Genomic DNA, 12,672 nt, shown 5'->3' on the forward strand with positions numbered 1-12,672 from the left:
GTCTCCGCAGGGCTATGCCCTGACCGAGGCGGGCCAGCGCCTGTTGCCGCGCGCCGAAGCGGCGGAGGCCGCGCTGGCCGAGGGGCAGGCGGAAACCGCCGCGGCAGGGGGCGAGCGGCTCTCGGGCACGATCCGCATCGGCGCGCCGGATGGCTGCGCGAATTACCTCCTGCCGCAGGTCTGCGCGGGGATCGGGGCGGCGCATCCCGATCTCGACCTGCAGATCCTCGCGCTGCCGCGCGTGGTGAACCTGTCGCGGCGCGAGGCGGACCTTGCGATCACCGTCTCGCAGCCCGCGACCCAGAGGCTGAGGGCCGAGAAACTCTCGGATTACCACCTGTCGCTTGCCGCCTCGCGCGACTGGCTGGCCCGGCACGGTGCCCCCGAAAGTCCCGAGGCGCTGAAGGGCGCGCGGATGATCGGCTATATCCCCGACATGATCTTCGATGCCGAGCTCGACTATCTCGCGCAGCTCGGCGTGGCGCGCGTGCCGCTCGCCTCCAACGCCGTCTCGGTGCAACTGAACCTTGCCCGCGCGGGCGCGGGGCTTGCCATCGTGCATGAGTTCGCGCTGCCCGCCGCGCCGGAGCTGGTCCGCGTGCTGCCGGGTGCCGTGCGGCTGACCCGCAGCTTCTGGCTGGTCACGCACGCCGGGCCACGCGATGCGCGGCTCGAGCGGGTCTCGACCCTGCTGCGCGACGGGATGCGCGCCGAGATCGCCCGGCTCGAGGCGCTGACCGCCTGAGCCGCCGTTTTCCTTGACAGGTCAACCTCCGCGGGTGGACGCTGTCATCAAGGGACGGAGGCAAGCAAAGGGAGGCAGATCATGCTGGTGCAGCAGATCCTGAAATCGAAATCCGATGATGGTGTGGTGACGATCGCCCCGGGAACCCGGCTGGAAGAGGCCGCGACCCTGCTCGCGCAGCGCAAGATCGGCGCGGTGGTGGTCTCGCCCGATGGCAAGGCCGTCGCCGGCATCCTGTCGGAGCGCGACATCGTGCGCGAACTGGCCGCTCGCGGGGCCGCCTGCATGGCGACCGGTGTCGACGAGGTGATGACGCGCGAGATCGTCACCTGCGCCCGCTCCGACAGCTCGGAGGCGGTGCTGGCGATGATGACCAAGGGCCGCTTCCGCCACCTGCCGGTGGTCGAGGGGGGCGAGATGGTCGGCCTCATCTCCATCGGTGACGTGGTCAAGGCGCAGCTCTCCGAACTGGCGATGGAGAAAGAGGCGCTCGAGAGCATGATCAAGGGCTTCTGAGCCGCTCTCGGAACAAGGCTGCGACGCGCCGGGGGCTTGCATTGCCCCGGCGCGGGTGATTGTGTCCGGCGCGACGAGGACGGCACCGGCAGGGACAGCGCGATGCGGACAGGGCTTTATCCGGGCACATTCGACCCGATCACCTTGGGGCATGTCGACATCATCGAGCGGGCCTGCCTGCTGGTCGACCGGCTCGTGATCGGCGTGGCGATCAACCGCGACAAGGGTCCGCTCTTCTCGCTCGAGGAGCGTGTGGCGATGGTCGAGGCCGAAAGCGCGCGCCTGTCCGAGACGACCGGGACCGAGATCGTGGCCCATCCCTTCGAGAACCTGCTGATCGACTGCGCCCGCGATGTGGGCGCTTCGATCATCATCCGTGGCCTGCGCGCGGTTGCCGATTTCGAATACGAATACCAGATGGTCGGCATGAACCGGAAGCTCGACCATTCCATCGACACCGTCTTTCTCATGGCCGATGCCGACCGGCAGGCCATCGCCTCGAAGCTGGTCAAGGAAATCGCGCGGCTGGGCGGCGATGTCTCGGCCTTCGTGCGGCCCGAGATCAAGGCGGCGCTGGCCGAGAAGTTCGGCAAGTAACGCACCGATAACGACAGAAAAGGAGGCTTGGCGCATGGCCGAGATCAAGGACCCCGAGAACACCATTCTCATCGAGCTGAAAACCGGCACCGTCACCATCGAGCTGCTGCCCGACGTGGCCCCCCAGCATGCCGCGCGGATGAAGGAGCTGGCCCGCGAAGGCGCCTATGACGGGGTGATCTTTCACCGCGTGATCGAGGGCTTCATGGCCCAGACCGGCGATGTGGAGCACGGGAAAGAGGGCGGCAACATCCGCCGCGCGGGCACCGGCGGCTCGGACAAGCCCGATCTGCCCGCCGAGTTCTCCAAGCTGCCCCATGACCGTGGCACGCTGGGGGCTGCGCGCTCGCAGAACCCCAATTCGGCCAACAGCCAGTTCTTCATCAACTTCACCGACAACCACTTCCTGAACGGGCAATACACGGTCTATGGCCGCGTGATTTCCGGCATGGAGCATGTCGACCAGATCACCCGCGGCGAGCCGCCGGCGAACCCCGACAAGATGATCAGCATGAAGGTCGCCGCCGATGCGTAAGCTGGCGCTGGCCTTCTGCCTGCTGGGCGCGCCCGCATGGGCCACCGGGCTCGAGATCGACATCGCGGGCGAGGCGCAGGGGACCATCGTGATCGACCTCTTCGAGGACGTGGCGCCCCTGCATGTCGAGCGGATCACCACGCTGGCCGCCGAGGGCGCCTATGATGACGTGGTGTTTCACCGCGTGATCGACGGCTTCATGGCCCAGACCGGCGACGTGGAGTTCGGCCGCATGGGGCAGGACATGCGCTATGCGGGGCGGGGCGGCTCGGACTATCCCGATCTTCCGGCCGAGTTCTCGGACATCACCTTCGACCGGGGCGTGATCGGCATGGCGCGGGCGCAAAGCCCCGACAGCGCCAACTCGCAGTTCTTCATCATGTTCGCGCCCGGCGCGTTCCTTGACGGCGACTACACCGTGGTCGGGCAGGTGGTCGAGGGGATGGAGATCGTGGACGCGATCAAGCGCGGGCGTGGGCGCAACGGGGCCGTGATCGGCCCGCCCGACCGCATGACCGCCCTGCGTGTGCGCGAGGATGACCCCCAACCGCCGCCCGCCGAGGGCGAAGCGGCGAGCCAGTGACGGCACGCTGACAGGGTCACACAACCGCGTGAGGGGGGCAGTCTTGCCCCCCTTTTTCGTGGCATGCTGCGGGCACCCTGCACGGAGGTCCCGCATGAAACCGCTCGTTGTCGCCCTCGGGCTTGCCGCAACACTGCTTGCCGCTTCGCTTGCAGCGCAATCGCCCCGCTGGGTGGGTGACTGGCCCAACACCGATTTCGACACGCGCACGGTCGATCTGTCCGAGATCCGCTCGGGCGGGGTGCCGCGGGACGGCATCCCCTCGGTCGAAAACCCCGCCTTCCTGCGGGCTTCGCAGGAAACCCGGCTGGAGGGGGCCGAACCCGTGGTCACGCTTGCCCTGCCGGGCGAGACCCCGCGCGCCTACCCGATCCGCTACCTGACCTGGCACGAGATCGTGAACGACACGGTCGGCGGGCGGCCCGTGGCCGTCACCTTCTGCCCCCTGTGCAATTCGGCGCTCGCCTTCGACCGACGCGTGGGCGGGCGGGTGCTGGAGTTTGGCGTCTCGGGCAACCTGCGCAACTCCGACCTCGTGATGTATGACCGGCAGACCGAAAGCTGGTGGCAACAGGCCACGGGCGAGGGGATCGTGGGCGAGATGGCGGGGGTGGAGTTGACGGAAATCCCGATCTGGATGGAAAGCTGGGACAGCTTCCGCAGCGCCCATCCCGAGGGGCTCGTGATGGACGAACCCGACGCGCGGCGCCCCTACGGGCGCAACCCCTATGTGGGCTACGACAGCGCGGCCCGACCCTTCCTCTACGCGGGCGAAGACCCGCCCCATGGCATCGAACCGCTGGCGCGCGTCGTGCGGGTGGGTGAACGGGCGTGGCCTCTGGAACGGCTGGCGCGCGCGGGCCAGATCACCGAGGGCGGCGTGACGATCAGCTGGGCGGCCGGCAAGGCCTCGGCGCTGGACACCGCCGAGATCGCCGAGGGGCGTGACGTGGGGCAGATCCGGGTGCGCGACGGGCAGGGGCGCGACGTGGTGCATGACGTGATGTTCGCCTTCGCCTTCCACGCCTTCTGGCCCGAGGGCGCGTGGATGCTCGGCAACTGAGCCCGTTCCGCGCCTTGCTGCGCCTGCAGCAATGCCCTTGCGGCGCGCGCGGGAAAACCGCATCGTGCAAGGCGGAATCGGTGTGCGCCCCTCGAGGTTCGCACAAGGGGGCGGGACACGGGTGAGCTTGGTCGCAAAAGCCATGCGCAGCGAGGCGGGAAAGGGGCTGACCCTCATCAGCCCGACGCTGGTCTATGCGCTTCTCCTGCTTGCTGCGCCGCTGGTCAGCATCGTTCTTCTGAGTTTCTGGACGCAGAATTTCCTGACCATCGAGCGGGTCTTCACCACCGGCAACTACGCCGAGGCGCTGACCGACCCGCTGTATCGTGAACTGATGCTGCGCTCCTTGCGCATCTCGGGGATGGTCACGCTCCTGACCGTGGCGCTGGCCTTTCCGGTGGCCTATTATATCTCGTTCCACGTCCGCCCCGACCGCAAGTCGCTGTGGCTGTTCCTGATCACCATCCCGTTCTGGACCAGCTACCTGATCCGCGTCTTCCTGTGGCGCGTGATCCTGGCCTATGACGGGCCGGTCAATTCGGGGCTGATGGCCGTGGGCCTGATCGACGAGCCGCTGTCGTGGATCCTCTACAACGCCAACGCGGTGGTGATCACGCTGGCCCATGCCTTCGCCCCTTTTGCGATCCTGCCGATCTTCGTCAGCCTCGAGAAGATCGACCGCTCGCTGCTCGAGGCCTCCCGCGACTTGGGCGAAAGCAAGGCCATGACCTTTTTGCGCGTGACGCTGCCGCTGGCCATGCCCGGCGTGCTGGCGGCGGTGCTGATCGTCTTCATCCCGACGGTCGGCGACTACGTCACTCCGCGGCTTGTCGGCGGGTCGGGCGGCACGATGATCGCCAACATGATCTACGCGCAGATCTTCGATCTGAACGACCGGCCCATGGGGGCCACGCTGGCGGTGCTGGCGATGATGATCGTGGCCATGGTGCTGCTCTGGGGCATCTCGCGGCTGCGGTTCTGGCTCTGGCTCGCGGATCGCGCGGGCGGAGGGGTGAAGGGCATGGCCGTGGCACTGGCCGCGGCGCTTGCCGAGATCGTCGCGCTGCGCGCGCTGTTCGTCCTCGGGCCTGCGCTTTTGGTGGCCGGGGCCGGGGTGATCGTGCTTCTGGCGCTGGCGACGGCGGGCTCGATCCTGATCTTCCTGCGCCTGCCGAAGGGGAGGTGGGGGATATGAAGCTGACGCCGCTCACCGTCTTCGCCGGTCTCTACCTGCTGGTGCTTTATGCGCCCATCGCCCTTTTGCCGCTTTTCGCCTTCAACGACGGCACCGTCATCGCCTTTCCGCTGCAGGGCTTCACCCTGCAATGGTTCGCGGCGCTGCTCGACACGCCCGCGCTGCACGAGGCGACGCTCAACTCGCTGATCATCGCGGTCTCGACCAGCGTCTTCGCCACCATCCTCGGCCTCTTCGCCGCCCGCGCGGCGACGCGCTACAATTTCCCCGCCAAGGGCGGGATCGTGGGCTTCATCATGCTGCCCCTCGTGCTGCCCGAAGTTATCGTGGCGATCTCGCTCCTGATCGTGCTGATGCAGCTCGGCCTCGACAGCGGGACATGGTCGATCATCGCGGGCCACACGCTGATCTGCACACCTTTCGCCATCGCGATCCTGCAGGGCAGTTTCTCGAACATGGACCGCAGCCTCGAGGAGGCCGCCGTCGACCTTGGCGAAACGCCTTGGTCGACCTTCCGGCTGATCACCCTGCCGCTGGTGACGCCCGGCATCATCGCCTCGCTTCTGATCTGCTTCACGATCTCGCTGGACGAGTTCATCATCGCCTTCTTCCTCTCGGGCAACGAGCCGACCTTGCCGGTCTATCTCTGGGGGCAGCTGCGCTTTCCCGCGCGCCTGCCGGTGGTGATGGCGCTCGGCACGATCCTCGTGATCCTGTCGGTGCTGCTGCTCGTCCTTGCCGAAACCTTCCGCCGCCGCGGCTTGAAACGCGCAGGCCTGAAAGACACCGGAGGCTTCCTGTGAGCCAGACAAACGGCCCGACCCTGGCCAAGGGCCAGCCTATCATCACGCTCGAGGGCGTGCAGAAATACTACGGCGACTACCACGCGCTGCGCGGCATCTCGGCCGAGATCCGGGCCGGAGAGTTCTTCTCGCTTCTCGGCCCCTCGGGCTGCGGCAAGACCACGCTCCTGCGCGCCATCGCGGGGTTCGAGGATATCTCGGGGGGCGTGATCCGGCTGGACGGCCGCGACATGGAGGGCGTGCCGCCCAACCGGCGGCCCACCAACATGGTGTTCCAGTCCTACGCGATCTTTCCGCATATGAGCGTGGCCGAGAACGTGGGCTTCGGCCTGCGCCGCTCCTCCATGAGCAGCGACGAGAAACGCCGCGCGGTGGCCGAGGCGCTCGAGATGGTGGGGCTGGGAAAGTTCGGCGCGCGCGCCGCCCATGCCCTTTCCGGCGGTCAGCGCCAGCGGGTCGCGCTGGCGCGCGCGCTGATCCTCAAGCCCAAGGTGCTGCTGCTGGACGAGCCGCTCTCGGCGCTCGACAAGAAGATGCGCGAGGTGATGCAGGTCGAGCTGATCAAGCTGCAGCGTGAGGTGGGGATCACCTTCATCCTCGTGACCCATGACCAGGAAGAGGCGCTGGTGATGTCGGACCGCATCGCGGTCATGTTCGAGGGCGAGATCGCGCAGCTCGACGACCCGGAAACGCTCTACCGCCGCCCCAACTCGCGCCGCGTGGCCGAGTTCATCGGGATGATGAACTTCCTGCCCGCCCGTGTCCTGCCCACCGGGCCCGGCGGCGGGCGCATCGCGCTGGAGGTCGCGGGCCTCGGCCCGGCCGAGATCGAGGCCGCGCAATGCCCCAATGGAGCCAACGTGGGCGAGGCCGAGATCGGCGTGCGCCCCGAAAGCCTGACCGTGCTCTACGAGGGCCAGGGTGCCGAGGGCGGCCGCGAGGCCGAGGGGACGGTGAAGGAGGTCGTCTATTACGGTGACATGACCTATTACGACATCCTACTCGACGGCGCGCCCGCGCCGGTGCGCGTCTCCATGCGCAACATGCCCGGCCGCCGCGTGCTGGACTACGGCGCCCGCGCGCGGCTCGCCTGGGACCCGCGGGCGATGGTCTTGTTCTGCTGAGGGGACGGCACGCCGGGCTGCGTTGACATTCGGCGGCCAACGTCATTGCCTCTGACCACCGGCCGCAGGCGCGTATCGGGTCACGGACGGATCGAAGCACCAGAACCGGCCCAGACCCTCACACGCGCGGCCATCTTTGTGGTAAAGAGCGATGACCAAGGTTTTCGTCATCGTGTCCAACAAATGTGGAACCACGTCGCTTCACGCCTTCGTCCGGGCCTCCGGCCTGTCCTGCGCTCACTGGCGGCTCTCGCGTGACCGGACGCTTGCCGTGGCGATGTTCTCGAACCTGTCGCTGCAGCAACATGTGCTCGAGGGCTTCTCGGATTTCGACGTCTACAGCGACATCAACCATCTGTCGGACACGATGCATCTCGAGGCGAACACGCTGTTCAGGACGATCGCCGCCACCGTGCCCGATGCGCGCTTCATCCTGAGCACGAGGCACAAGAACCGGCGGCTCGCCTCCTCCCGCTCGGCGGCATGGCAGCCCCGCCAGCGGGTCGTCCCTGGCACGCGCGCGCAAATGCTACGGTGCCTCGCGCGAGGAGGTGCTGGCGATCTGGAGCGACCAATGGGACTGGCATCATGCGGCGGTGACCGGGTATTTTGCGGCCAAGCCTGGGCGGCTTCTGGTCTTCGACATCGAGACCGACCCCGTGGACAAGCTGGTTACCTTTTTCGAAGGCTCCTTTCAGCTCGCCCCCCAACGCTGGGGTCGGCGCAACCGCAGCGGCGCGCGCGCGGGTTGATCCCCTCGCAAGGCCTGTTTCAGCGCCGCAGAGTATGCGCGTTCTGCGCAAAGTGCCGCGCAAGGCTGCTGTCCAGCAGAAAGGCCAGCACCGGGTCGGACAGGTAGTCCTCCATCAGGGCTGCCGTGCGGTCCAGAAAGCGGTCGATGTCGTGGTTGACTTCGGTGTTGGTGTCGCCCTTCCGGAACTTGTCGCCCACGCCATAGGGCAAGCCCGGCTTGGCCCCGTTGCCTCGCCGTTTCTTCAGGTCGAATTCCTGTTGGCTCTTTACCGAGTAATGATTGAGCGAACACACAAGGTGGCGCTGTGCAAGCGCATCGCTTACGGCGGGGGGGTGCCCCATCTGGTCGGCGTGATCCACCGTCGTGCCGTCTGGATAGACGAAGGAGGCGATGGGAGCCTTCGGCCAGGGCCGGTGCATCCCGAAGTTCTTGAACAGATCACACGGCCTGTGAAAGCTCTTGAAGAAGCGATTGGCGGGGTGAACGAAAGGCGCGCAGCGGCGGAACCGTCGCGTCACCATCTCGTCGGTCCACACCTCCTGTCCCGCGCTGCCGAAGTTCAGCCAGTTCACCGCGATGGCATCCGCGTCGGGACAGTCGGCCAGGAAATCGGTGACGTTCTCATGTTTCTTGGGCACGAAGAACTCGTCCCCGTCGCTGCAGAAGACCCAATCGGCGGTCTTGTAGGCCTCCATGCCGCGGAAGATCTTGTAGGAATGCGACTGCGGGTTGTTGTCGAACCCGTAGTTCTTCACGAAATCGACCTCGCCCATCGCCTCGAGGCGCTTGAGGATCAGGTCGGTGAAATCGTCGGAGTCGTTCTCGAAGATGACGACGTGGTCGAACCCGACCGCCTTGTGGAACGCGAGCCACTCGATCACGTAGGGCCCCTCGTTCTTGAGGGACGTCACAAGGACTAGCTTCATGGTCACACCGGTACTCGTCATACCACCCTGCCAGGCCAGCCCGTGCATGATGCGATGGCGGCTTCCAAGGGCTCTTCCAGCACCTACACCTTATGACCGGGCCGCCGCAATGACATGTCAGCGCCGCGACGCCATTAGCCAGATCCCGTCCCGCGCGCGCACGGTCAGGTAGGCGACCGGCACCGGATCGCGCCCTGCGACCCTTTCGAACCGAAAGGCGCGGACCAGCATCGCCAGCAGAAGCGGCCCCTCGACCATGGCGAAGCCCGCCCCGGTGCAGACCCGCGCGCCCGCCGAGAAGGGGACGAAGGCCTCGCGCAGGCAGGTCTTGCCGTTCTCCGTTTGCCAGCGGGCGGGGTCGAAGCCGTCGGGGTTCTCCCACAGCCGTTCATGGCGGTGCAGGTGCCAGGGCGAAAGCACGATCTGGCTGCCCACCGGCAGGTCGCGGTCGCGGAACCGTTCGGGGCGGGTCGTTTCCCGCACCATCATGGGCACCGGTGGATAAAGCCGGAGGGTTTCGCGGAACACGTCGCGGGCCAGGCGCAGCTTGCCCATCACCGCGAAATCGGGGCCCTGTGACAGTGCGGCCTCTGCTTCTTCGGCCAGCTTCTCCTGCCACTCCGGATAGCGCGCCAGCAGGTAGAGTGCCCAGCCCAGCGCGCTGGCGCTGGTCTCGTGGCCCGCGAGAAAGAAGATCGCCACCTGGTCGACCATCTCCTCGGTGGTGAAGCGCGCGCCCGTCACCGGGTCGGCGGTGGTCATGATCTTGGTCGCCAGGTCATCGGGTGCGGTGCCGGCCGCGATCTCGGCCATGCGGGTCGCGGTCAGCCGCGTGATCAGGTCGCGGATCGCGCGCGCCGTGCGGCGCGTCTGGGCGCGGTGGCCGCGGGGCATCCAGCGGGGCAGGGGGAGGAAGGCGGCGGCGTTCAGGATCGGCTGGCTGCGCTGGTAGGCGCGGAACTGGTGAAAGACGGCGCTGGCGACCTCGTCCTCGATCGGCAGCGAAAACAGCGTGCGGAAGATCACGTCGGCGGCGGCGTGGCTCATGTCCTCCTCGATTTCGCGCGGTCCCTCGCCGATCCGCGCCACCGCCGCCTCGCCCGCCGCCCACATGGCGGGGAAGGTGTCGCGCAGCCGCCCGCCTTCGAAGGCGGGGTCGATGATCCGACGCTGTCGCTGCCATTCGGCGCCGTTGGTCAGGAACACCGACCGCCCGAGCAGCGGGCGCAATCCTTCGCCCACCCGGTCGGATTTCGGGAATTCCATCGGCCGGGTCTTCAGCACCTCGTCCACCAGCGCGGGCTGGTTCACGAGGTAGGAGCGGAAGAAGGGCGTGCGGAACTCGGCCATCCAGGCGCGGTAAAGCCGCGCGGGCTGCGCCGAAAGGATATCCTGCCGGAACAGCCGCATGTGGCGCCAGAGCGACACGCGCTCGGCCCGCGCGCGGGGCTTGGGCGGCAGATCGGGCGCGTCGCTCATGCGGCGATGCCCCTGTGGCGGTTGACCGGGGTCTCGATCCGGCTTTTGGAGGGCGCCCGCCCCGCGAAACGGGTGCCAAGCGTCAGCGGTCCGGCAGTGATGCGGATGTAATCGTAATCGTCCGCCCGTCCGGGCAGGTTGTCGAAGGCGTTGAGATACTGGAAATGCAGTTCGAAGAGCCGCCAGCGCAGCGCCGCCAGCGTTTCGGGGCGCAGTGTTTGCGTGAAGGCCGCCGAGATCACCAGCGGCCAGCGTTTCCCCTCCGGGGCCACGCCCGAGACCGCGACCGGATCGCAGAGCGCGAAGGCGCAGCCGTCGCCGGGGGCGGTGACATCGACCCAGGGCACGCTCGCGGTGCCGAGAAAGGCGAGATCCGCGCGCAGTCGCGTCGCCCGCGGCAGGAAGCTGACCATCGGCACGACCTGCCCAAGGGTCAGAAGCGACAGGGCAGGGCCCCCGGCGGGCACGCGCCCGTCGCGCAGCAGGTCGGCCAGAACGGACACGGCGATATAGGCCCCCGAGGAATGTCCGACGACCAGCACCTCGTCCACGTCGCTGGCAAGCGCCGCGGCGATGCGGTCGGCGAAGCGGCGCATCCGGACCTCCTGCTCGGGCGGGTAGGCGCCGTGCAGGCGCGAGGAAAAGGCGTAATCCTTGACGAGATACCAGGCATACAGATGATCGCGGCGCTGGAACCAGCGCAGGATCGGCCAGGCCGCGCCGATCACCACGGCGAGCCGCAAGGCCCCTTCGGCCGTCGGGGGCAGCATCGGCCCGAGCAGGCGGGCCGCCACCGCCGCGGCGACGACCCCCGCCGCGAGCGCAAGCGCGAGCTGCGCCAACAGCACGACCACCGGGTAAAGCGCCGCGATCACCGGACCCTTGCGCAACCGCATCAGCCGGAACAGCGCGCCCGACCCGATATAGGCCCAGGCGGTCCGGGCCAGCGCGAGGTAGCCCGAAACGATCCCCCCCCGCATTCCCGCCTGCACGATATCGGCCCAGTAGAGCAGCTCGAACCGGGCATCCACCTCGGCCCCCTCGATGCGGGCCCGCACGCCCCAGCCGAACCGCGCACCTTGCGGGGCCGTGCCCCGGTCGATCTCGTAGCCCGACAGGGCGGCCTGCCGCGCCGCCTCGCGCCGGTAGCGTTCACGGTAGGCGCGCGGCGGCACCGGGTCGAAGCCGGGAATGTAGAAGACATGCCTGCGCGTCACCTGCTGCGTCATGGCAGGCAGGATAGCGTCGGATTGCGGCATGGATAGGGCCGTTCAGCCGAGCGCGCCGAGCGCCGGGAAGGTCTCGAGCAGCCAGAAGGAAAAGGCCGAGAAGGCCCCCGTCATCAGCGCCACGCCAACGGCCACCAGCAGCACGCCCATGGCGCGCTCGATGGTTTTCATGTGGCGCTTGAGGCGGTTCATCACGCCCATCGCCTTGTCGATGAAACCCGCCGCCAGAAGGAAGGGGATGCCGAGCCCAACGGCATAGACCGCCAGAAGGGTGGTGCCCTTCTGCACGCTCGCCTCGGTCGCGGCGATGGACAGGATCGCGCCCAGCTGCGGGCCGATGCAGGGCGTCCAGCCGAAGGCGAAGGCCAGCCCCAGGATATAGGCCCCCAGCGCCGAGCCGCCCCGGTCGCCCGCATCCAGCCGCGCCTCGCGGTTGAGGATCGGGATGGTGATGACCCCCAGGAAATGCAGCCCGAAGACGATGATCACCGCCCCCGCGATCTGCGACAGCAGGATCTGGTTCTGCAGGAAGAACTGCCCGAAGATCGAGGCGGTGAAGCCGAGGAAGACGAAGACCGTCGAGAGGCCCAGCACGAAGAAGAGTGCGGCCAGAAGCGCCTTGCGTCGCGCCGCGCGGGCGTCGCTGTCGATCTCGGCCATGGTGATCCCGCCCATGTAGGCGAGATAGGGCGGCACGATGGGCAGCACGCAGGGGCTGAGGAAACTCAGGATGCCCGCCGCGAAGGCGACGAGCATGGCAGGCAGCAGGCTGGCGTCGAAAAGGTCGATCCCGAACATGGGCCAAGACCTAGCCGCTTCGGCCGCCCGCGTCACGCGCCAACGCGTCACATTCGCGTGGAAAGGCGCAGGGCGTAGGGCAGGGCGCATGGAGTGGGATATCGAGATCGACGCGCAGGGGCTGAAATGCCCCCTGCCGGTGCTGCGTCTGCGCCAGCGCCTTGCCGCGCTGCGGCCGGGGCAGGTGGTGCGGCTGGTCGCCGATGACCCGATGGCCGAGATCGACGTGCCGCATTTCTGCGCCGAGCAGGGGCACAGGCTGCTGGGCTCCGGGATGAGCGGGGCGGCGACGGTGTTCTTCGTGGCGAAAGGCTAAAGCGCGCCT

The 12,672-nt window shown here is 67.8% G+C and carries 15 protein-coding genes and 1 pseudogene; 12 read left to right on the forward strand and 4 right to left on the reverse strand.

The window, feature by feature from the left end; all coding sequences use genetic code 11:
• From QQK83_RS13230 to QQK83_RS13280, 11 genes and pseudogenes are all read left to right on the forward strand, one after another.
• Positions 1 to 745, forward strand: a 745-nt coding sequence (locus tag QQK83_RS13230) for a LysR substrate-binding domain-containing protein (RefSeq protein WP_284264968.1), incomplete at its 5' end; no start/stop codon positions are given.
• 81 nt (positions 746 to 826) lie between these two features.
• Entirely contained in the window at positions 827 to 1,261 is a 435-nt protein-coding gene (locus QQK83_RS13235; protein WP_284264971.1) for a CBS domain-containing protein, read from the forward strand.
• Between the two features lie 102 nt (positions 1,262 to 1,363).
• Complete coding sequence (gene coaD / locus QQK83_RS13240) at positions 1,364 to 1,858, forward strand: pantetheine-phosphate adenylyltransferase (RefSeq protein ID WP_284264973.1); 495 nt, start codon at positions 1,364 to 1,366, stop codon at positions 1,856 to 1,858.
• Between the two features lie 34 nt (positions 1,859 to 1,892).
• Entirely contained in the window at positions 1,893 to 2,393 is a 501-nt protein-coding gene (locus QQK83_RS13245; protein ID WP_284264975.1) for a peptidylprolyl isomerase, read from the forward strand.
• Positions 2,386 to 2,976 (forward strand): peptidylprolyl isomerase, encoded by a 591-nt coding sequence (locus QQK83_RS13250; RefSeq protein ID WP_284264977.1) that lies wholly within the window; start codon positions 2,386 to 2,388, stop codon positions 2,974 to 2,976. Before QQK83_RS13245 ends, QQK83_RS13250 begins: the two co-directional genes overlap by 8 nt.
• A 94-nt stretch (positions 2,977 to 3,070) precedes the next feature.
• Positions 3,071 to 4,039, forward strand: coding sequence for a DUF3179 domain-containing protein (locus tag QQK83_RS13255; protein WP_284264978.1), 969 nt, complete (start codon positions 3,071 to 3,073; stop codon positions 4,037 to 4,039).
• Between the two features lie 121 nt (positions 4,040 to 4,160).
• Positions 4,161 to 5,234 (forward strand): ABC transporter permease, encoded by a 1,074-nt coding sequence (locus QQK83_RS13260; RefSeq protein ID WP_349816232.1) that lies wholly within the window; start codon positions 4,161 to 4,163, stop codon positions 5,232 to 5,234.
• Positions 5,231 to 6,037 carry an ABC transporter permease gene (locus QQK83_RS13265; RefSeq protein WP_284264980.1) on the forward strand — a complete coding sequence of 269 codons (807 nt, stop codon included), beginning with the start codon at positions 5,231 to 5,233 and terminating at the stop codon, positions 6,035 to 6,037. Before QQK83_RS13260 ends, QQK83_RS13265 begins: the two co-directional genes overlap by 4 nt.
• A complete protein-coding gene (locus QQK83_RS13270; protein ID WP_417750357.1) occupies positions 6,034 to 7,161 on the forward strand; it encodes an ABC transporter ATP-binding protein in 1,128 nt (375 codons plus the stop codon). Before QQK83_RS13265 ends, QQK83_RS13270 begins: the two co-directional genes overlap by 4 nt.
• A 151-nt stretch (positions 7,162 to 7,312) precedes the next feature.
• Positions 7,313 to 7,606: pseudogene (locus QQK83_RS19370) on the forward strand (hypothetical protein); the annotation flags it as partial.
• A 106-nt stretch (positions 7,607 to 7,712) separates the two neighbouring features.
• The gene (locus QQK83_RS13280; protein WP_284264983.1) at positions 7,713 to 7,913 is read left to right on the forward strand and encodes a hypothetical protein; all 201 of its coding nucleotides are present in this window, start codon (positions 7,713 to 7,715) and stop codon (positions 7,911 to 7,913) included.
• A 19-nt stretch (positions 7,914 to 7,932) separates the two neighbouring features.
• Here the strand turns inward: QQK83_RS13280 and QQK83_RS13285 are convergent, their stop codons facing one another.
• The 4 genes from QQK83_RS13285 to QQK83_RS13300 all read right to left on the reverse strand — a co-directional run bounded on the left by QQK83_RS13285 (position 7,933) and on the right by QQK83_RS13300 (position 12,347).
• On the reverse strand, positions 7,933 to 8,841 hold the full coding sequence (locus tag QQK83_RS13285; RefSeq protein ID WP_284264986.1) for a glycosyltransferase family 2 protein: 909 nt from the start codon (positions 8,839 to 8,841) through the stop codon (positions 7,933 to 7,935).
• A 117-nt stretch (positions 8,842 to 8,958) separates the two neighbouring features.
• Complete coding sequence (locus QQK83_RS13290) at positions 8,959 to 10,320, reverse strand: cytochrome P450 (RefSeq protein WP_284264988.1); 1,362 nt, start codon at positions 10,318 to 10,320, stop codon at positions 8,959 to 8,961.
• Positions 10,317 to 11,549, reverse strand: a complete 1,233-nt coding sequence (locus tag QQK83_RS13295) for a hypothetical protein (RefSeq protein WP_284264989.1) — start codon at positions 11,547 to 11,549, stop codon at positions 10,317 to 10,319. The genes QQK83_RS13290 and QQK83_RS13295 overlap by 4 nt, the downstream gene beginning before the upstream one ends.
• 42 nt (positions 11,550 to 11,591) lie before the next feature.
• Complete coding sequence (locus QQK83_RS13300) at positions 11,592 to 12,347, reverse strand: cytochrome c biogenesis CcdA family protein (RefSeq protein ID WP_284264991.1); 756 nt, start codon at positions 12,345 to 12,347, stop codon at positions 11,592 to 11,594.
• Between the two features lie 88 nt (positions 12,348 to 12,435).
• On the opposite strand from QQK83_RS13300, the gene QQK83_RS13305 reads away from it, so the two are divergent.
• A complete protein-coding gene (locus QQK83_RS13305) occupies positions 12,436 to 12,663 on the forward strand; it encodes a sulfurtransferase TusA family protein (RefSeq protein ID WP_284264992.1) in 228 nt (75 codons plus the stop codon).
• Positions 12,664 to 12,672: the final 9 nt, after the last annotated feature.

Origin of the sequence: Roseicyclus amphidinii (genome assembly GCF_030163755.1) — a bacterium.
Taxonomy (GTDB): domain Bacteria; phylum Pseudomonadota; class Alphaproteobacteria; order Rhodobacterales; family Rhodobacteraceae; genus Roseicyclus; species Roseicyclus amphidinii.